At 69.1% G+C, this 20,445-nt stretch carries 15 protein-coding genes; 5 read left to right on the top strand and 10 right to left on the bottom strand.

From position 1 onward, the window contains the following. Positions 1-59: 59 nt before the first annotated feature. Entirely contained in the window at positions 60-596 is a 537-nt protein-coding gene (locus IEX88_RS10565; RefSeq protein WP_188850571.1) for a hypothetical protein, read from the top strand. On the opposite strand, the gene folK is transcribed toward IEX88_RS10565, so the two are convergent. Continuing rightward, the gene (gene folK, locus IEX88_RS10560) at positions 571-1,113 is read right to left on the bottom strand and encodes a 2-amino-4-hydroxy-6-hydroxymethyldihydropteridine diphosphokinase (RefSeq protein ID WP_188850570.1); all 543 of its coding nucleotides are present in this window, start codon (positions 1,111-1,113) and stop codon (positions 571-573) included. The genes IEX88_RS10565 and folK overlap by 26 nt on opposite strands. Continuing rightward, on the bottom strand, positions 1,110-1,970 hold the full coding sequence (gene folP, locus IEX88_RS10555) for a dihydropteroate synthase (RefSeq protein ID WP_188850569.1): 861 nt from the start codon (positions 1,968-1,970) through the stop codon (positions 1,110-1,112). Before folP ends, folK begins: the two co-directional genes overlap by 4 nt. Before the next feature lie 128 nt (positions 1,971-2,098). Between folP and IEX88_RS10550 the strand changes: the two genes are divergently transcribed. Continuing rightward, complete coding sequence (locus IEX88_RS10550) at positions 2,099-2,704, top strand: DUF922 domain-containing Zn-dependent protease (RefSeq protein WP_188850568.1); 606 nt, start codon at positions 2,099-2,101, stop codon at positions 2,702-2,704. 44 nt (positions 2,705-2,748) lie between these two features. On the opposite strand, the gene IEX88_RS10545 is transcribed toward IEX88_RS10550, so the two are convergent. Continuing rightward, on the bottom strand, positions 2,749-3,069 hold the full coding sequence (locus IEX88_RS10545) for a 2Fe-2S iron-sulfur cluster-binding protein (RefSeq protein ID WP_188850567.1): 321 nt from the start codon (positions 3,067-3,069) through the stop codon (positions 2,749-2,751). A gap of 109 nt (positions 3,070-3,178) precedes the next feature. Further along, positions 3,179-3,559, bottom strand: coding sequence for an Hpt domain-containing protein (locus IEX88_RS10540; protein WP_188850566.1), 381 nt, complete (start codon positions 3,557-3,559; stop codon positions 3,179-3,181). A 450-nt stretch (positions 3,560-4,009) separates the two neighbouring features. Between IEX88_RS10540 and IEX88_RS10535 the strand changes: the two genes are divergently transcribed. Together IEX88_RS10535 and IEX88_RS10530 are read left to right on the top strand one after the other, a co-directional pair. Beyond that, positions 4,010-11,767 carry an apolipoprotein A-IV repeat region-like domain-containing protein gene (locus IEX88_RS10535; RefSeq protein ID WP_188850565.1) on the top strand — a complete coding sequence of 2,586 codons (7,758 nt, stop codon included), beginning with the start codon at positions 4,010-4,012 and terminating at the stop codon, positions 11,765-11,767. Positions 11,768-11,906: 139 nt separating this feature from the next. Next, positions 11,907-12,395, top strand: a complete 489-nt coding sequence (locus IEX88_RS10530; RefSeq protein WP_188850564.1) for a lysozyme inhibitor LprI family protein — start codon at positions 11,907-11,909, stop codon at positions 12,393-12,395. Between the two features lie 251 nt (positions 12,396-12,646). Here the strand turns inward: IEX88_RS10530 and IEX88_RS10525 are convergent, their stop codons facing one another. The 4 genes from IEX88_RS10525 to IEX88_RS10510 are packed head-to-tail and all read right to left on the bottom strand — an operon-like array spanning position 12,647 to position 17,304. Next, complete coding sequence (locus tag IEX88_RS10525; protein ID WP_188850563.1) at positions 12,647-13,240, bottom strand: ABC-type transport auxiliary lipoprotein family protein; 594 nt, start codon at positions 13,238-13,240, stop codon at positions 12,647-12,649. A gap of 59 nt (positions 13,241-13,299) precedes the next feature. After that, complete coding sequence (locus tag IEX88_RS10520; RefSeq protein WP_188850562.1) at positions 13,300-15,246, bottom strand: MCE family protein; 1,947 nt, start codon at positions 15,244-15,246, stop codon at positions 13,300-13,302. Next, positions 15,246-16,136, bottom strand: a complete 891-nt coding sequence (locus tag IEX88_RS10515) for an ABC transporter ATP-binding protein (protein ID WP_188850561.1) — start codon at positions 16,134-16,136, stop codon at positions 15,246-15,248. Before IEX88_RS10515 ends, IEX88_RS10520 begins: the two co-directional genes overlap by 1 nt. Next, a complete protein-coding gene (locus IEX88_RS10510) occupies positions 16,117-17,304 on the bottom strand; it encodes an ABC transporter permease (RefSeq protein WP_188850560.1) in 1,188 nt (395 codons plus the stop codon). The genes IEX88_RS10515 and IEX88_RS10510 overlap by 20 nt, the downstream gene beginning before the upstream one ends. A 182-nt stretch (positions 17,305-17,486) precedes the next feature. Between IEX88_RS10510 and dgcA the strand changes: the two genes are divergently transcribed. After that, entirely contained in the window at positions 17,487-18,476 is a 990-nt protein-coding gene (gene dgcA, locus IEX88_RS10505) for an N-acetyl-D-Glu racemase DgcA (RefSeq protein ID WP_188850559.1), read from the top strand. A 72-nt stretch (positions 18,477-18,548) separates the two neighbouring features. Here the strand turns inward: dgcA and IEX88_RS10500 are convergent, their stop codons facing one another. Beyond that, on the bottom strand, positions 18,549-19,574 hold the full coding sequence (locus IEX88_RS10500) for a glycosyltransferase family 4 protein (protein ID WP_188850558.1): 1,026 nt from the start codon (positions 19,572-19,574) through the stop codon (positions 18,549-18,551). Then, a complete protein-coding gene (locus tag IEX88_RS10495; protein ID WP_244640035.1) occupies positions 19,574-20,413 on the bottom strand; it encodes a UDP-2,3-diacylglucosamine diphosphatase in 840 nt (279 codons plus the stop codon). The genes IEX88_RS10500 and IEX88_RS10495 overlap by 1 nt, the downstream gene beginning before the upstream one ends. Between the last annotated feature and the right edge of the window lie 32 nt (positions 20,414-20,445).

Below are 20,445 nucleotides of genomic sequence, written 5' to 3'. Positions count from 1 at the left end.
GTTCCGAGCGATAAAGGGACGGTCAAAGCGACGTCCCGTTTCGCCTGGAAAGATTGTCCATGTCCCCTGCATCCACCATCGGCCTCGCCCTTGCCGCCGCCCTGTCGATGCTGGTCGTCGCGCCCGCCAGCGCCGGCGGCGACACCGCCTTCTTCGACCGGGTCGTCGGCCAGTGGTCGGGTCCGGGCGAGATCGTCGCGGGCAAGTACAAGGGCACGAAGTTCAACTGCACCTTGACCGGCGAGCCCCACGGCAACGAAGTCGGCATGGCGCTCGAAGGCACCTGCCGCGTCGGCATCTTCTCGCAGAAGATGCGCGCCGACGTCACCAAGCAGGGCGTGACCTACAAGGGCGCCTTTCTCGATGGCGCCAAGGGCAAGGGTCTCGACATCATCTCCGGCAATGTCGACGGCAACCAGATGGTCGTCGGCCTCGACCGCAAGCAGCTGAAGGGCGCGATGATCGCCAAGCTCGACGGCCGCGACAAGATGAACATCTCGATCTCGGTGCGCGTCGCCGACGACCTCGTCCCGGTGCTCGGCATGAGGCTCGCCCGCGGCGAAGCGACGATCAAGCAGACGGCGCTGGAGCAGTAGGGGCCGCTTCGTCCGGCTCGCGCCACCAGGCGCCGTCCGCGTTCGCCGGCTCGATGCCGGCGCGGTCGAGCCCGACCAGCCGTTCCGTGACGGTCATGCCGTCGACGACCGTCTCGGGCGCGATGTCGGCGAGCGGCACCAGGACGAAAGCCCGTGCCCCGATCCGCGGATGCGGCAGCGTCAGGGCCTCGTCTTCGTAGGTCTGGCCGGCATAGTCGAGAACATCGAGATCGATGGTGCGCGGCCCCCAGCGCTCGCGCCGCTCGCGCTTCAGCCCGCGCTCCGTCGCCAGGCAGAGCTCCAGAAGGTCGCGCGGCGACAACGTCGTCTCGACGGCGGCGCAGGCGTTGAAGAAAAAGGGCTGGTCGGTGACGCCCCAGGGCGGCGTCCGGTAGAGCCGGGAGACGGCGACGACGCGTGTCCCCGGCGTCCCGTCGATCGTCGTCAGCGCCCGGCGCATATTGGCCTCGACGTCGCCGATATTGCCGCCGATGCCCAAAAGCGCACGCGCGCTCACCAGCGTGCTCCCTGCGCGGCGGCCCGCATGGCATCGGCGATCGCCAGGGCGTCGCGGTTGACCGCAACGTTGTGCACGCGAAAAATGTCGGCGCCGCGCTCGCGCATCAAGACGCTCGTCGCCGCGGTCGCGACGTCCGGCTCGGGATCGTTGCGGCCGATAATGCCGCGCACGAAGCGCTTGCGCGAGGTGCCGACGAGCAGCGGGAAGCCGAGATCCATGATCTCGCCGAAGCGCGCGAGCAGCAGCATGTTTTCCGGTCCGTCCTTCTCGAAGCCGAAACCGGGGTCGAGCACGATCGCCTCCGGCGCGATGCCCGCGGCGGCGGCGATCCTGAGGGACTCCGTCAGAAACAGCCGCTGGTCGTCGATCACGTCCGGCAGCTTGGCGCGCTCGCGGCCGGTATGCATGAGGCAGATGCCGGCGCCGGTTTCCGCCGCGACACGCGCGATGCCCGGCTCCTTCTGGGCGCCCCAGACATCGTTGACGATGTGCGCGCCGGCTTCCACCGCCAGCCGCGCGGTCTCTTCGCGGTAGGTGTCGACTGAGATCAGGCAGTCCGACTGCACTGCCAGCGCCTCAATCACCGGCAGGACGCGGCGCTGCTCCTCCAGCGGGGCGACCGGCGTCGCACCGGGCCTCGTCGACTCGCCGCCGATGTCGATGATCTCGGCCCCTTCGGCGACCATGGCGAGGGCCGCGGCGACCGCCGCCTCCACGCCGGCATAGCGCCCGCCGTCGGAAAAGCTGTCCGGCGTGACGTTGAGGATGCCCATGATGGTTGCCCTCGGCCCGAGGACGAGACGGCGCCCCTGCCCGACGCTCCAGGTTCCGCCGCGCGGTGCTATCGGCTGCATTGTGACCTCTTTGCCATCTGGCGCGAAAACCGCGCGCTCCTGCCATGGTGATCGACGGAGGCGCTTGTATCAGAAGCGCTTTCCGTTAGCGTGGGATTTCGCCCGCTCTGCCCGCCCCGGAGGCCTCGATGCTGCGCCCCCTGCCGATCTTCGTGCTGATCCTGGCGGTCGTCCTTCCGGCGAGCGCCGCCGACATCCGGCAGAAGACGACCTATTTCACCGTCCGCGGCGCGACGCTCGAGGAGCTGGACCGGGATCTCGACCGCAAGGGCCCGTTGATGTCCGCGACCGGATCCCGCCATCCCGGCGCCACCACGGTGAAGTTCGGCGGCAAGGTGACGTACAAGCCCGAGGACGGTTCGTGCCATGTCGACTCGACGGCGCTCACCTTGCACGTGACCGAGACCGTGCCGAAATGGGCGCGGCCGAAGGCGGCCACGGCGACCACGGCGATCATCTGGAAGACGCTGTCGGACGACATCGCCCGGCACGAGGCGCAGCATGCCAATATCGCCCGCGGCTATGTGAAAAAGATGGAATCGGCCCTGCGCAATCTCGCGCCGGAGCCCGACTGCGACGCCATGCAGGCCCGCGTCGATGCCGTCAGCGCGCGCTATCTGGCCTGGCACCAGCAGGCGCAGGCGCAGTTCGACGTCATGGAGGGCCGCGAGATGAACATGCGGTTGCGCCGGCTGTTGAAGGCCAATGTCGCGGACGCCGCGCTGGAACGCTGAGCCGGCACGCGCCGCCGGCAGGCTTCTTCCGATCGGCGCCGGTCTCAGGACTGCCGCTCTGGCACCGTCAGAACCAGACCGTCGAGTTCGTCCCGGACCCTGATCTGGCAGGAAAGCCGCGAGTTGGGCCGCATGTCGACGGCGAAATCGAGCATGTCCTCCTCCATCGACTCGGGCTCGCCGACGACCGCCCGCCAGGCCTCGTCGACATAGACGTGGCAGGTGGCGCAGGCGCAGGCGCCGCCGCATTCCGCGTCGATGCCGGGCACCGAGTTGCGGATCGCGCTTTCCATCGCCGAACTGCCGTTCGCTGCCTCGACGACGTAACGGGCGCCGTCATGGGTGACGAAGGTGATCTGGGTCATGAAGAACGCTCGGCTGTGATGGTTCGCGCGGAATTCCGCGAGGGTCTTTTGGTTAGCGGTTCGCCTTCGGCCAAGTCAACCGGGGCCGGTGCGGCGACCGGTGGTGCCGTCAGCCGCCGAGGGAGCGGATGAACACCGAGGCCCGCCGCATCTCCGCCTTCAGCGCACCACAGGCCGGCAGGCTGCCGGGCACGGTCTCCAGCGCTTCGGCCGCGGCCGACAGGGCGAAGGCGCCGACATTGCGGGCGGTGCCCTTCAGCGCGTGGGCAATCTGGCGCCGCTCGGCCTCCGTCGCCAGATCCAGCCGGTCGGCAACGGCCAGGATCTGCCGTTGCATCAGGCCGAGCACCTCGCGTTCGAGCGCCAGATCGCCGAGCGTCTGGCGCGTCAGATGGACGAGGTCGATCGGGCGACCGCGCGACGGGCATAAGTGAGCGGCGCCCTCTTTCGCGGGGGTGGCGTCGAGGACGTGCGGTGCGATGGCGGCCATGCGCGATTTTTTCCCGGGACAGCTGGATGGCGGGGTCGAACGTCTCCCTAAACTCTGCGCTTTCGGTGTAGGATCGGTTAAGTCAGCCGGCCGCCCGAGCGGCAGCGAAGCTGCCCTCGCGGGCCGGCACGGCGACGGCAATGCCACGGGGCGCGCTCGCCCTCGCGTATCGTCAGGATGACGAACGGAGCGTGTCTCCCGCGCCCGAATTTTTGCAAATCCGCCCGTATCGTTAACCCTATGTTTAAAGTTGTAGGGATCACCCGGATTTACGGTTTCTTTCGAAAAGGGCCATAACTACGATACAGCTGAAGAGACCAACGCCCGAAAGCCGTCCGGCTGACGGGCGATCGTTCCCGAGACATGCCCCGGCTTGCCGGGCGGCTTTTGGGGAAGCGGCCCGCTGTGTTCCACGGGCCCTGCGTAACGAGTAGTGAGGCGCGACGGCACATGGCAAACATCAAGACATCCGACTCGCTCCCCGAAGCAGCCCTCGACGAACTGGAGGCTGCGCTCAACGCCGATATGCTGGAAGAACAGGCGGCTGGCACCGCCGGGTCGGCGGAGGGCCATGTCGAGGCGGAGACGCTGACGCCCAACACGGTCGACATCGACTTCGCCTTCAGCGAATTCGATCGCCAGATCCAGGAGGCGACCGGCGCCCTTGATGAGGAGGTGCCGGCCCTCGTCGCTCAGGCCGGGGTTTCCGCCGCCGCGGCGACGCGCCCCGCAGAGCGGCTGGTCGCCTCGGCGTCGGCCGCTCCCGCCGGCCCCGCATCCGGATGGCCGCGCAGCCTGTCCCCCTCGGCCGGCACCGGTGCCGGCATGGCCGCTGGCGCTGCTGCCGCAAACGCTGCCGCCGCGGCGTCTCCCGTGCCGCGCAGCCCGGAGCCGGCCCCGTCCTTCGGCCCCGAGCCCCAGCGCACCGCCCGCAAGGTCCCTGCCAACGACGAAGAGCGCCGGACGTCGGTGATCGCGCAGGCGCTTCTGAGCCGCCGCGCCTCGACCGCCCCGCTGTGGATCGCCGCCGCCGTCTCCGCGCTATGGGTCGGTGCGACGCTGTTCTTCGGTTACGGCATCTATGGGCCCCAGTTGCTGGCCCTCCCCGATTCCGCCGCCGCGGTCACGCGGGCGACCGGCACTCTGACCGTCGCAGCCGTGGCTTTCGTGCCGGTGCTGCTGATCTTCGCCTTCGCCGTGATGGTGCGCCGCTCGCAGGAACTGCGGATGATGAGCCGCTCGATGGCCGAGGTCGCGCTGAAGCTGTCCGAGCCCGAGAGCGTCGCGACCGAACGCGTGATGAGCGTCGGCCAGGCGATCCGCCGCGAAGTGACGGCGCTTGGTGAGGGCGTCGAGCGGGCGCTGGCGCGCACCTCGGAGCTCGAGACCCTCGTTCACTCCGAAGTCACCGCGCTCGAGCGCTCCTATGCCGACAACGAAGTGCGCATCCGCTCGCTCGTCCAGGACCTGGCGGCCGAGCGCGAAGCCATGCTGTCGCATGCCGAAAAGCTGCGCTCCTCCGTCGTCGGTTCACACCAGCGCCTCGTCGAGGACGTCGACACGGCCTCGCACGAAATGCTGCGCCGGATCGAGCAGGCCTCGACCCGTTTCGAGACGCTTCTCAGCGAGCGCGGCGACGAGCTGTCGAAGAGCTATGCCGATCGCAGCCAGGACCTCGTCGCGCTGTTCGATGACAAGAGCCGCATCGTGAGCGAGCGGCTGACCGCCAGCAGCGACGGCTTCGTCGCGCGTATCAACGAAAGCGCCGAGGCCGCGACCGAGCGGCTGCAGGTCACCGGCGAGACCGTCACCCAGCTGATCGAGGCCCGGTCGACCGAGCTGCAGTCGCGCTCCGCCGAGCTCGTCAGCCGGATCGGCCAGATGGGCGAGGAACTCGGCCTGCGCCTGCAGACCTCGGGCGACGCGGTCGCCGGACTGCTGACCTCCCGCACCGAGCGCCTCGACAGCGACGGCCGCACCTTCATGGATGCGCTGAGCGAGACGCTTGACCAGCGTTCGCGCAGCCTCAACGACGACAGCGCCCGCTTCCTCGACCTCCTGACCCGGGGCCTCGAAGAGCGGGCCGAGCGCGCGGCGCAGCTGATCACCGACAAGAACGGCGAGACCATCGGCGGCATCGACGAGCGGCTGGACCGGCTGGAAGCCACGCTGACCGAGCGCGGCGGGGCGCTGCTCGGCGCCATCGAGACGCGCACGTCGACCATCGTCGACACCAGCGAGCGCATCGCCGAGGCGCTGCAGCACCGCTCGACGGAGTTTGCCCGGGCGCTCGCCGAGCGCAGCCGCGAGATCAGCGCCGCCTTCGCCGCCGGACAGAGCGAACTGGCCGCGACCACCGGCGACGCCCTGGCGCGCGCCGGCACGACGCTCGACGGCCGCACGACCGAGATCCGCGCTTTGCTCGACGACCGCCTGCAGGTGCTCAGCAACGTCATGAGCCAGGGCGCCCATGGCCTCGACGAGTCGATCGGCGCGAAGATCGCCGATCTCCAGGCAGCCCTGCAGGGCCGGGCCGACGACATCGAGACCAGCCTCGCCTTCGCCCACCAGAACCTCGTCGGCAATCTCGAAGAGCGCACCGGCGACATCACCGCCGCCCTCGGCAGCAATGTCGACCGGCTGCAGACCGTCCTGCGCGACGGCGAAGCCGCTCTGGCCGCCGGCGGCGAGGATCGCACCCGCGCCTTGCAGGAAGCCCTGGAGACGCGTCGCCAGGCGATCGAGACGCTGCTGCGCGAGAAGAGCGACATTCTCGTCGGCGCCCTCGACGAACGCCAGAGCCGCTTCATCGGCGAGTTCGACACCCGCGCCGAGACCTTCCGCGACCACCTCGCCGAACGCCTCGACGGCGCGGATGCGGCGCTGCGCAATACCCAGACCGAATTGCTCTCCTCGCTGGACGAGCGCCACAGCAACCTGCGCAACGCCCTGGGCGAACGCAGCGAAGTGTTGCGCGCCATCGGCAGTGACATGCAGGCCGGCCTCGTCGCCGCCCTCGAAGACCGCGTCCAAGTCATTCGCGACTCCTTCGATGCCGTCGTCGACCGTGTCGCCGATGAACTGGCCCGCCGGGTCGAGGTTCTGCGCACGACGGTCGAAGGCTCGGGCAAAGAGATCAATCTGGGCCTCGACGATCGCTCGATGCGCCTGTCGAGCGATCTCGAAGAGCGCACCCGTTTCCTGACCGAAGGTCTCGACGCCCGCGCCGCCAATCTGCGCGACATCGTCGAATCGGCCCGCGGCATGCTGCTCGATGGCCTCGACGAGCGGATGCAGGTCATCCACCAGCTCGTCGACGGCTCGGAGGGCTCCCTGCTCGCCGGCCTCGACGCGCGCGCCGAACGCCTGTCCGGCGAGCTGGAGCGCAGCGGCGAGTCCCTCACCGGCAAGATCGACCTGCACAGCCGCATCCTCACCGAGGCGCTGGCCGAGGCCGGGACCCGCCTCAACAGCGCGCTCGAAGACAAGCGCGAGGGGCTTCGCAGCATCCTCGACGACGTCGCCCAGTCGGCGGCCGCCGTCCTCGGCGAACGGGCCGAGGATGTCCGGCGCGCCATCGACCTCAGCGTCGGCGACATCGCCCGCTCGCTCGAACTGCGCCGCGACGACCTGATCGCCGCCCTCGACAACGGCACCGTCACCATGACGGGCGCCCTGGAGCAGCGCACCGACGCGATCTCCACCGCGCTCGAGCGCGGCCTCGGCAATGTCGAGCGGACGCTGAACAACCGCACGACCCTCATCGCCGATTCGCTGCGGACCGCCATTGCCGGCGCCACGGCCGCCATGACGGACGAGGCCGAGCGCGCCCGCGCCGGGCTGGAAGACGGCACACAGGCGCTGACGGCGACCTTCTCCGGCGTCGAGAACGCCTTCCAGGCCTCCGCCGAGGAAGCCCGCGGCAACATCGCCGCCGAGGCCGACCGGATGGCGCAACGCCTGGCATCGGTTGCCGACGACCTGCGCATCAAGGCCGAGGCGGCCCGCGGCGAGCTCGCCGAGGAAGGCGGACGCATTGCCGAGACCATCGGCGGCGCCGCGGAGATCGTTCGCCGGCTCTCGGAAGAGGCCAGCAAGCGCTTCGCCAGCGAGGCCGAGACGCTGGCCGGCTCCGTTGCCACCGTCTCCGAGCGCATGCGCATCGATGCCATGGACGTGCGCGCCACACTGTCGGACCAGGGCGCCATGTTCGCCGCGCAGATCGGCGGCGCCACGCTCGCCATGCGCGCCGAGGCACAGGCAGCGCGTGAGCGTCTTGCCGCCGTGTCCGAAGAATTCGTCGGCGGCCTGTCCGACATGACCGAGCGGCTGCAGGGCGATGCCGCGGCTGCGCGCCGCGATGTCGCACGCCAGTCCGAGCTCTTGGCCGGCGAGTTCGTCGGCGCCTCACAGCGCCTGCGCCATGCCGGCGACGAGTCGCGCCTTCTCTTCAAGCAGGACGCCGCGCAGATCGCCGACGAGATCGCCGCCGCGGCCGCGATCATTCGCGAGCACAGCGACACGGCCCGGCGCGACATTGCCGAGAACGCCGCCAGCATTGCCGGACAGTTCGGCGGCGCGACCGAGGAACTGCGCGCCGTCGGGGCGCAGACGAGCGAGCAGCTGCGCAGCGACGCGACCTCGATCGCCGAAGCCGTCCGCAGCGGTGCGGCCGTCATCGACGACCGGGCCGAGCAGGTCCGTCAGGACATCGGCGCCCATGCCGCGGCACTGTCGGACGATCTGGCTGGGGCAGCGGAGCGTCTGCGCCAGGTCGGCACCCAGTCGCGCGATCTGCTGCGCCAGGATGCAGCGCTCGTCGCCGAGGACGTCGCCGCGGTTGCGGCCGTGGTCCGCACCGGCAGCGAGGAAGCCCGTCGCGACATCGCCGAGAACGCCGCCAGCTTCGCCCTGCGCTTTGCCGACGCCACCGAGCGCCTGCGCGCCGTCGGCGCGGAGACCGGCCAGATCCTGCGCGGCGATGCCGCCGCGATCGCCGAGGCCGTCGAGAATGCCGCCGCCGTCATCGGGGACCGTGCCGAACAGGCTCGCCGCGATATCGAGATCCAGGCCGGCGCGCTGACGACCGACCTCGGCCAGGCGACCCTGCGGCTGCGCGAGGTCAGTGACCAGTCGCGCGACCAGCTGCGTCAGGACGCGGCGCTGGTCGCCGACGACGTCGCCGCGGTCGCCGCCGCTGTCCGCAGCGGCAGCGAGGAAGCCCGGCGCGAGATCGCCGAGCACGCCGCGCGGTTTGCCGGACAGTTCGCCGATGCCGCCGAGCAGCTGCGCGCTGCCGGCGCCGAGACGGGCCATGTGCTGCGCAGCGATGCCGGCACTATCGCCGAGGCCGTGACGGCGGCCGCCGCCGTCATCGGCGACCGCGCCGAACAGGCGCGCCGCGATATCGAGGCCCATGCGGGTGGCCTGACGGGCGATTTGGCGCTGGCGGCCGAACGCCTGCGCGAGGTCGGCAGCGAGTCGCGCGCCCTGCTGCGCCAGGACGCGGCGATCGTCGCCGAGGACGTCGGATCGGTCGCCACGACAATCCGCTCCAGTGCCGATCAGGCCCGTCGCGAGATCGGCGAGCACGCTACGCGGCTGGCCGGCGAGATGCTGGGCGCCTCGCAGCAGGTGCGGTCCGCGGGCGAAGAAACCCGCGGCTTCTTCCAGCAGGATGCCGCGGCGATCACCGACGCCGTGCATGCCGCAGCGAACCTCATCTACGAGCGGGCGGAAGAGGCCCGTCGCGCTCTGGCCGACAATGCGGAACTGTTCGCCAGCCGGATCGGCGGCGTCTCGCAGAGCATCCGGGCGGAAGCCGACGAGATGGCAGGGTCCCTCGACGAGCGCCGCCGTGCGTTCGTCGCCGACCTCGAGGGCTTCTCGCGCCAGCTGGCCGAGAGCCTCGGCGGGTCGTCCGCTGCCATGCGCGGCGATCTCGATACCGCGACCGGCATGATCCGCAGCGAGATCGAAGGCGCGTCGGGCACGCTCGTGTCCGAGATGCTCTCCATCGCCAACCGCCTGCGCGATAACGTCTCCGGCGTGTCGACCGTGCTGTTGCGCGATGCGGACCAGGCCCGCGAGACGATCATCACCCAGAGCGCGGAGATCGCCGCGCAGCTCGCCGGCGCCTCGATCGCCATCCGCACCGAGGCCGACGGCGCCCGCGAGCAGCTGATCGAAAGCGCCAGCGCCTTCAGCGAAGAGCTGAGCAACCGCCTCGCCACCTCCGAGCGCTCGCTCAGCACCAGGGCCCGGATGATCACCGCGGACCTTGAGGAGAAGACGCGGTCGCTGAGCGAGATGCTTGCCGGACGCGGCACCGAGATCGCCCGTCTGATCGACGAGGAGGCGCGCCCGATGATCGAGCGCTTCGCCGAGAGCGGTGCCGAAACGGTCCGTCTGATCGACGAATCTTCGCAGCAGGCTTCCGATCGGCTGCAGAAGGAAAATGCCGCGCTGATCGGCGCCCTGAGCCGCCGCGCCCGGGAGACGGTCGAGTCGCTCAACCAGTCCTCGTCCGAGATCCTCGCCGGCTTCGACAGCCGAACCAACGAGGCCGTCGCAGCGGTCGCCGACATGCGCGACCAGCTCTCCAACGACATCGGCGCGCTCATCGGCCGCCTGTCGCAGACGAACGGCTCCCTGCGCGGTCTCGTCAACGAGGCGGCCGCCAATCTCGGGGCGATCGACACTGCCCTGCAGGAAGCCGGCGACCGGTTCAGCGACGGTGCCGACAAGGCGGCGGGTCAGATCGCCTCCTCCTCGCAGGTCCTCGACGGCAACATCGCGCGCCTCGACAAGCTGTCGACGTCGACCTACGCCAAGGTCGCCGCCATCGCCGAGCAGTTCGAGGATCACGGCCGGATCCTGCAGGACGCGGCCGGCCTGCTCGACTCCGCGCAGGGGAACCTGCGCACGACCCTCGAGGACCGCCGCGAAGGGCTGGAGGAACTGTCCACCGGTCTGGTCGCCCGGTCGGAAGAGATCGGCCAGCTGATGCGGTCCTTCGAGGAGGTCGTCGACGGCCTGTTCGACCGCACCGAACAGCGGTCGCGCCTTCTGTCGACGCGCCTGACCAGCGAGGTCGGAACGTCGCTGGACGAGGCCGGCCAGAAGATCGACGCGACCGAGAGCCGCTCGCGGGCGGCCGCGGCGGAAATCCGCAATGCGGTCCAGTCGGTCGTCGAGGACGCCACCACCCGCTTTGCCGGCGCGACGGAGGAAATGCGCCGCTCCGCGGCTCAGATCCGCGAGGAACTCGCCGCCGCCCGCGAGGAGATCAAGCGTGGCGTGTTCGAGCTTCCCGAAGAGACGCGGGAAAACGCCGAAGCCATGCGCCGCGCCGTCGCAGACCAGATCCGCGCCCTGCGCGATCTCGGCGAGGTCGTGTCGCAGTCGGGCCGCGCCTTCGACGTCGGCGTCCGCCGTCAGCCGGCTTCGCCCGCGGTGCGCACCGAACTGCGGCCGGCATCGCAGGTGAGTCAGCCGGTGGCCCGCGCCGCCGAGCCCGCGCCCGAGCCGGAGCGCCGCGTCGCGCGGCCCGCCACAGCCGAGCGCATCGTCGAGGAAGCCCCCGTCGAGGCACGGGCGCCCGAGGCGCGGCTGAACGTCATGCCGTCCACCGACGGCAATCTCGCCCGCGTCCTCCGCGGCACGCTCGACGTCGAGCGCTCGGCGCCCGTGACGCCGCCGCCCGCCCCGGTGCTGACGCCGAGCGCCGTGCCGGCGCGGGAAGAGACCGCCAAGGCCGGGGGCTGGGTCTCCGACCTTCTGCGCCGCGCCTCGCGAGAGGAAGAAGAGGACGAGGCCACAGCCGAGTCTGCCGAGCCCGTGGCGGCACGGTCGGCAGAGCATGTCGTGGAATCCTTGAACTCGCTCTCGGTCGATATCGCCCGGGCGATCGACCACAACGCCTCGGTCGATCTGTGGGAGCGCTATCGCAAGGGGGAGCGCAACGTCTTCACGCGCCGCCTCTACACCATGAAGGGTCAGCAGACCTTCGACGAGATCCGACGGAAGTATCAGCGCGATGCGGAATTCCGCTCGGCCGTCGATCGCTACATCGCCGACTTCGAGACGCTGCTCGGCGACGTCACCCGGCCGGACACGGACAATGCCATGACCCGGACCTATCTGATGTCCGACACCGGCAAGGTCTACACCATGCTGGCCCATGCCTCGGGCCGCTTCGACAGCTGACCGGTACAGCCAGACATCGCAAAAAGGCGGCCTTCGGGTCGCCTTTTTTTTAGTAGGCGAAAAGGAGAGTTCGTGGGGGCTGTTGCCGGAAGGGTCCGTGCGTGACAGCTTTCGACGATCGAAACCGGAGCCGAACCGCATGCCCCGTCTATGGCTGATACTGCCGTTTCTCGTGCTGGACCCCTTCCCAGCAGCCGCCGCGGAGCCGGGTTCGGCCGACGTCGCCGCGATCAAGGCCTGCATCGCCAGCGCCGGGTCCGACCCGCAGAGCTGCGTCGGACAGATTTCGGACGAGTGCCAGGGCCAGCCGGAGGGTCAGACCACCCAGGGCGTCGACGAATGCCTCGGCCGCGAAGCGGCCGCCTGGGACACGATCCTCAACGAGAACTACAAGTCGGCCACCGCCGCCGCCAAGGAGCAGGACGCCTCCTATGCCGAACAGGCGATCGAGCCCGGCGCGGCGGCAGGGCTCGTCAAAGCGCAGCGCGCCTGGGTGGCCTTCCGCGATGCCGAGTGCGATCGCCGCTTCGAGCTCTACAAGGACGGCACGATCCGGACCAATATCGCCTCGAGCTGCCTGCTCCAGCTGACGGCAGACCGCGCCCTGGATTTCCAGTCGGCCCCGTAAGCCTGGGGATCAGCGCCGTTCATGCGGGGTCTGCGTGTCGTGGCCTCTTCAGCCAGGCCGCCGCCGCCGAGAGTGCAGCCGCGCCGGACTGCGCCCGGCCGTCGCCCGAAGGCGGCTGCGAAACTGATGCCGGGTGGAGACGCCCGACTACTTCCGCCGGCCAAGACAGGGCTTGGCCGGACTTTGCGAGCCGCCGGCCATAGTGAGTCGCGGAGGCCGGTCTCGGCGACCGGCCCCGGCGGTGTTTGCGCTCAGACCAGGCCGAGCGTCCACTTGACGATGTCGGCGGTCACCCGGTCGAAGGCGACGTTCAGCGCGGCGACATAGCCGGGATTGCCAGCCCCCGTCACGGGGATGGTCTCGGAGAAGACGCGGGTGGCCCGGACCGTGCCGTTGCGGTCGTTCAGCGCCTTCACGGCGATCTCGACGACGGCGGCGTTGCCGCCGCTGGCATCGATCTCGAACTTCCGGATTTCCATCACGACCTGGTAGTCGATGGCGAGGCCCTGCCCCGGCACGCCGACGGCGGCGACGCGGCCGGTGTTCTCGAAGGCCTGGACAAAACGCAGCTGCAGCATGTGCGGCAGGCGGTCGCTCCACTGGCTCTGGGCGAGATATTCGACCGTATAGGGCGTCGGCTTGACGACGATCTGGTTGCTGTCGAGAGTCTTGATCGCCGTCGGCTCCGGGATCAGGAGCTGCGCCCGTGTCGCGCCCGCCATTTTCACGACCTTCGGCGGCGCGATCTCGTAGGTGTCGGGCGGCGTCGCGGCGCCGATCGAGGCGCAGCCGCCGAGACCGACCACCAGGATCGCCATCATGGCCGTGCGGGGGAAGGCGTGCATGGTCGTGGATCCTCTACGCATTACTTTTTGTCCGCTGTGCGGGCCCGTGACGCGGCGGTTCATCGCCGCGTCCGTCCGTCGAATTGCTTGACCTCGTCGCCGCCGAAGATGATCCGGCTCGGATTGGCCTGGAAATCGGTCACCGCGCCCTCGATCCGGTTGACCGAGCGGGTGACGTCGCGCACCAGCGTCCGCACTTCCGACAGGCCATTGCCCGAGAAGGCCTGGATATTGTCGGCGATCGGACCGATCCGGGCGTTGATGCTGGCCGCGGTCTGGCGGATGGCGGCCAGCGTCGCGCTCGCCTCGGCCGCCAGCCCTTCCGTCGAGTCGGCGTTCAGCAGCCGGTCGAGGGAGGCCAGCACCGTGTCGAGGCGCGTCGAGGCCGTGTTGACCTTGGCGCTGGTCTGCTGGGCATTGGTGATGATCGAGTTGATGTCGTCCTTGCGAGCGCCGATGTCGTTGGCGACCCTGGCGATCGAGTCGGCCGCCTTGGCGACGTTGTCGGTCGCCGAGGAGACGTTCGTCATCGCCCGGTTGACGGTCGCCGGGTCGACGCCTTCAAGGATCGCGTCGACGCGCTGACGCGTGCCGTCGAAGCCGGTCAGGGTGGTGTCGACAGTGCGGATGGTCTTGTCGACCCCGTCGATGACGGACTGGATGACCGTCGTCTTGGAACGGATGCCAGCCACGATATCCGCGACATTGTCGACGGTCTCGGTGATCCGCCGCTGGTCGATGCCGGAGATGAGGGAGTCGGCCTTGTTCATCGTGTCGTTGAACGTCGCGCTGGCGGTCGCGGCATTGTCGCCGATCGGGCCGAGATTGGCGATGAAGCGATCGATGGCTTCCTTGTTGGTCCCGAGCGAGTCGGTGACGCCCTTGATGTTGCGGCTGATGCCGGTGACGTTGGCGACAGTCTCCTTGATCGCCTCGCCCTGCTCGCCCACCATCGTGGCGACGCTGGAGATGTTCTTCGCCGCGCCGGAAATGTCGGTGATCGCGCTGGAGACCTGCGCCGGGTCGACGGCCGCCAGAATCTGGTCGGCCGAGCTGAGGGTCGAATCGAGCTTGGTGGCGACGCTCTGTGCCGTGTCCGAGATCGGCCCGAGATTGGTCAGAAGCTTGTCGATGCTGGGCGTGTTGCGCTGCAGCGTCTCGCCGAAGGCACCGACGCTCGCCGCCGCCGACTTCACGGAATCGACGATGCCGCCGATGTTCTCCGACTGGGTGCGCAGCGTGGCCGACATCGCCGCGACATTGTCGACGACCTGCGAGACCGCCTTCGGATCGACCGCCTCGATGACGTCCTGGGCGGACTTGATCGCGCCCGGCAGCGCTTCCGCAACGGTATTGGCAGAACTGGCGAGGCGGCCGACGCTCTTCAGGAAGTCGTCGATCTGGCCTGAATTGGCGGCAAGGCTATCGGTGAAGACCTTGACGTTCTCAGATGTCGCCGCGATGTTGCCCGCCGTCGTGTGCACGGCCGGTCCGACATCCTTCACCATGCCCTCGAACTGCGAGAGGATGTTGTCGGCGCGCTCGGCGATGTCCTTGGCGGTGGCGAGGATGTCCGTCACATCGGACGGGTCGGCCTTGATCACCGGCACGGCACCCTGTTCGCGGGCGTAGGTGATGATGTTGCGTTCCGTCACATCGCCGCCCTTGAGCTCGATGAAGGCCTGGCCAGTCAGGCCGGCGAAGCCGATCGTCGCCCGCGTCGAGGTGGTGATCGGCGTCGTCGCCTCGACCTGGGTGGTCGCGATCACCACGCGCGGATTGTTCGGGTCGATCCGGAGATTGCGCACGTCGCCGACCTTCAGGCCGTTGAACAGCACCTGGCTGCCGACGCTGAGGCCGGTGACCGAGCCTTCGATGCGCACCAGCATGGGCACCTGGGTGTCCTGGCTGGAGACGTTGGCCGACCACCAGACGAAGCCGAAGCCGAGTACCAGGACGAGGACGCTGAAGATGCCGACGAGCACATAATTCGCTCTGGTTTCCATCACTTGGCCTCTTTGCTGGCTGCGGCAGATGCTGCCCGCGGCGTGATCGTGCGGGCGCGCTTGCCGTGGAAATAGGATTTCACCCAGGGCTCATCGGAAGCGAGCATGGTCTCGACGGTCCCCTCGATGAGGACCTTCTTGTTGCCGAGCACGGCGATCCGGTCGCAGGCCTGGTACAGGCTGTCGAGATCGTGGGTGACCATGTAGACGGTCAGGCCCAGCGTATCGCGCAGCGTCATGATGAGTTCGTCGAACTCGGCCGCGCCGATCGGGTCGAGACCCGAGGTCGGCTCGTCGAGGAAGACGATGTCGGGGTCGAGCGCGAGCGCCCGCGCCAGGGCAGCGCGCTTGATCATGCCGCCCGACAGTTCGGAGGGGAACTTGTCGGCCGCGTCCGGCGCCAGGCCGACGAGATCGATCTTCAGCCGGGCGAGCTCGTTCATCAGCCCCGGCGAGAGGTCGAGATATTCGCGCATCGGCACCTGGATGTTCTCCAGGACCGACAGCGAGGAGAACAGCGCGCCGTGCTGGAACAGAACGCCCCAGCGCTGCTCCACCGCGAGGCGCTCCTCGTCATTGGCCTTCTCGTAGTCGGTGCCGAAGATCTCGATCGTGCCGCCCTGCTTCTGGTTGAGGCCGAGCACGGTGCGCAGGAGCACCGACTTCCCCATTCCCGAACCGCCGACGAAGCCGAGGATCTCGCCGCGGCGCACGTCGAGGTCGAGCTTGTCGAGCACGGTCTTGGTGCCGAAGGAGACCGTGACGTCGCGAACCTTGATGATGATGTCGTGCCCGGCGTCGTCCAGGGCAGCGCCGGCCGCAGGCCCGCCCGCCGCGGCGGGGCCGTCGATGTCGCCTGGGAGGATCGTGTCAGAAGTTGATGGAGGCATAGAAAATCGCAAAAAAGCCGTCGACGAGAATGACGAGGAAGATGGATTTGACGACCGAGGCGGTGACGTGCAGGCCGAGGCTCTCGGCGCTGCCGCCGACCTTCATGCCTTCCGCCGAGGCGACGACGCCGATGATGATCGCCATGAAAGGCGCCTTGATCAGGCCGGCGGCGATGGTGCCGAAATCGACGGCCTCGCGCAGGCGCTGCAGGAAGGCGGCCGGCGGGATGCCGGAATAGAGCCAGGTCACGGTGATCGCGCCGGCCAGACCCATGATGTCGGCGATGAAGGCGAGCAGCGGCAGCACCAGGGTCAGCGCCACGAGGCGCGGAAACACCAGGACGCCGATCGGGTTGAGGCCGATCACCTGCAGCGCGTCGACCTCCTCGCGCATCTTCATCGAGCCGATCTCGGCGGTGATGGCGCTGCCGGAGCGGCCGGCGATCATGATGGCGGTGAGCAGCACGCCGATCTCGCGCAGCTGCAGGATGCCGACGAGATCGACGACGAAGATCTCGGCGCCGAAATTGCGCAGCTGGAAAGCGCCCTGCTGGGCGATGATCGCGCCGATCAGGAAACTCATCAGGGCGATGATGGGCACGGCCCGCACGCCCATGCGGTCCATCTGGGTGATGATCGCCGGCAGGCGCACGCGCGTCTTGCCGGTCGCCCGCCGGCTCGCGCCGATGATCGACGCGCCGATGATGTTGAGGCCGATCACGACCTCGTCGCGCATCGCGAAGACACCGGCACCGACCGTGGCCAGAGCCCGGGTGACGGCGGAGCCTTCGGGCCGCGACGGCGCCGGCCGTTCGCGGTCCATCGACGACCGGACCGCGTCGAACAGCGCATTGTCCTTGTCGCTGATGCCGGACACTTCGACCGCGGCGCCTCGGTCACCCAGATGCCGCGACAGCTGCTCGACGAGGAAGGCGCCGGCGGTGTCGATCCGGCCGACGCCGCCGCAATCCAGCGTCACGGCACGCCCGAGGTCAGCCGCGCCGGTTTCGGCGACGGTCTTCTCGATCGATCCGATGGTACGGGCCAGCCAGTCGCCGGACAAGGCAAGGACCACGCCGCCATCGGCCTTGTCGGCGACGAGGGCTGGCGCGATCGTCTTGCGCCCGTCTGCCACGACGCGCGATGCCGCGTCCGAACTCTCCACCATACGCGCCGCTCGACTTTCCCTCGCTGACTTGCAGCGTCGGCGCTCGCGCGCCAAAATTTCCCTGTGCGAGCCTGCCACTTCCCCGATCGGGGGCGGCCGGCCCGCTTCTGCCAGCGTTAACGGTCCTTACACGCTTTGTAACCGCTATCCGCGACGCTTGCGGGCAATGAAAGGGTTTTTTGATGGCGCGTCGTCTTTCAGTAACAGTCGAGTGTTTCGAGCTTGCCGCGGCCTTCACCATCGCCCGCGGGTCGAAGCGCGAAGCGATCGTCGTCGTCGCCACGATCGAGGACGGTTCGGCCGCCGGCCGGGGCGAATGCGTGCCCTATGCGCGCTACGACGAAAGCGTCGACAGCGTCTCTCGGGCGATCGAGACGGCGCGCGCGGCGATCGAGGCTGGCGCTTCACGCGAAGCGCTGCAGGCCCTGCTTCCCGCCGGCGCGGCGCGCAATGCGCTCGATTGCGCGCTGTGGGATCTCGAGGCCAAGCTGTCCGGAACGAGCGTCGCATCGAGGATCGGCATCACGGCGCCACGCCCGCTGGAGACCGCTTACACGATCTCGCTCGGCACGCCGGAGGCGATGGCGGCGGCGACGCGCGCGGCGGCCGGACGGACGCTTCTGAAGATCAAGGTCGGGGGCGGCGACGGCGACGTCGAGCGCATCCGCGCCGTGCATGCGGCCGCCGGCGGGGCCCGGCTGATCCTCGATGCCAACGAGGGCTGGAACGAGACGAACTTTCGCCAGAACATGCTGGCGGCCGCGGCGGCCGGCGCCATTCTCGTCGAGCAGCCGCTGCCGGTCGGCCGGGACGCGCTTCTGGCCGCGGTCCCGCATCCGGTCCCCGTCTGCGCCGACGAATCCCTGCACCAGACCGGCGATCTCGCCGGGCTCGCCGGCCGCTACGACTTCGTCAACGTCAAGCTCGACAAGACCGGCGGCCTGACCGAGGCGCTGGCTCTGGTCGAGGAGGCGCGAAACCTCGGCTTCGGCGTCATGGTCGGCTGCATGGTCGCCTCGTCGCTGGCCATGGCGCCCGCCGTGCTGCTCGGCCAGCACGCCGATATCATCGATCTCGATGGCCCGCTTCTGATGAAGGCCGACCGGCCCGCCGGGCTCGTCTATGCCGGGTCGACGGTTTCCGCGCCGACGGCCGCGCTCTGGGGCGGCTGACCGCTTCCGTCTCTCCGCCTGGGTGTTTTCCGTTCGGGGCGCGGCCCGCCCCCGTGTGAGGCTGGGACCGGCTCAGCTGGCGAAGGCCAGGGCGCCGCTCGGCGCGCGGCTGTCGATGGCGCCGAGAAAGATGTCGGCGCAGGCCGACCAAGAGAAGGCCCTCGACCGCGCGAGCGCCGCCTGCCGGTCGAGCGTCAACGCCGAGAGGCAAGCCGCGCGCAGATCGTCCGCCATGCAGCCCGCCGCGGTACCGGCGATGACGTCGAGGGGACCCGGCTCGCGGTACGACGCGACCGGCGCGCCACAGGCCAGGGCCTCAATGAGCACGATGCCGAACGTGTCGGTCTTGGACGGAAAGACGAAGACGTCGGCGCTGGAATAGTGCCGTGCCAGCGCCTCGCCGCTCTGCGCGCCGGTGAAGTGGACGGCCGGATAGCGCCGCCGCATCTCGGCCAGCCCCGGCCCGTCGCCGACGACCACCTTCGAGCCGGGCAGGTCGAGGTCGAGAAACGCCTCGATGTTCTTTTCCGGCGCGATCCGCGACACGGTGAGGAAGATCGGTCCCGGCAGGCCGAAATCGATCGGCGCCGAGGGCTTGAAGACCGCCCGGTCGACGCCGCGCGTCCAGGTGGCGAGATGACCGAAGCCGCGGCCGGAAAGCTCGCGCCGGACCGCTTCCGTCGGGACGAGGCAGGTCGTGGCGGGCGCGTGGAACCAGCGCAGGAAGGCGTAGCTCAGCCTCTCTGGAACGGGCAGGCGTTGGCGCAGATATTCCGGGAAACGGGTGTGGAAGCTCGTGGTGAAACTGCGCCCGGCCCGCAGTGCCGCGCGACGCGTCGCCATGCCGACGGGACCTTCCGTGGCAATGTGGATCGAGTGCGGATCGAAACCGGCGATGATCCGGCCGAGCTGCCGCGGACCGGCCAGGGCCAGCCGGATTTCCGGATAGGTCGGCATCGGCACTGTGCGAAAATCCTGCGGCGAGACGATCAGCACCTCGTGACCACGCCGGCGCAGTTCCGTCGCCAGGCTCGACAGGGTCCGGACCACGCCGTTGACCTGCGGCATCCAGGCGTCGGTCGCGATGAGGATGCGCATCAGGCGGCCTCCACCGCCGGCGTCTCGGCGCGCTCTTCCGCCGCGGCGGAGCCGGTCGCGCGGCCTTCCTGCGGCAGGGCCGTCCAGTGGATGAGTTCGAGCGAGCCGTCGTGCCGCTCGGCCACGGCCGTGCAGCTCTCCACCCAGTCGCCGGTGTTGACGTATTCGATGCCGGCGCGGTGGGCGATCTGCGCGTGGTGGATATGGCCGCAGATGACGCCGTCGCAGCCATGCCGTGCCGCCTCCTCGGCGAGCGCCGCCTCGAAGGTGCCGATGAAGCTGACGGCGTTCTTGACCTTGAGCTTGGCCCAGGACGAGAGCGACCAGTAGGGAAAGCCGAGAACGCGGCGGACCTTGTTGAACACGACGTTGATCGCGATCGCCGTATCGTAGGCCCAGTCGCCGAGATAGGCGATGAGACGGGCATTGCGCACCACGACGTCGAACTCGTCGCCATGCATGACCAGAAAACGCCGCCCATCGGCCGTGACGTGGACGTCGTTCTGCTTGACCTCGATGCCGCCGAAATGCTGGCCGGGGAAGCTGCGCAGGAACTCGTCGTGATTGCCGGGGATGTAGACGATCTCTGTGCCCTTGCGGGCCTTGCGCAGGAGCTTCTGCACCACGTCGTTATGGCTTTGCGGCCAGTGCCAGCTGCGCTTCAGGCGCCAGCCGTCGACGATGTCGCCGACGAGGTAGATCTTCTCGGCATCGTGCAGCCGCAGGAATTCGATCAAAAGTTCCGCCTGCGCCGCCTTCGAGCCGAGATGCACGTCGGAGATAAAGAGCGTCCGCAAGTGCCGGGTGGTCTTCAGCTGCTGCATCGTCACCGTCCTCATCGCCCCTTTCCACTGGCAATGGCTGATTCTCA

It is taken from the genome of Aureimonas glaciei (assembly GCF_014643375.1).
In the GTDB taxonomy this organism is placed as follows: domain Bacteria; phylum Pseudomonadota; class Alphaproteobacteria; order Rhizobiales; family Rhizobiaceae; genus Plantimonas; species Plantimonas glaciei.
Note: the sequence above shows the minus strand (reverse complement) of the source record. Positions and strands in the feature narration are given on the sequence as shown.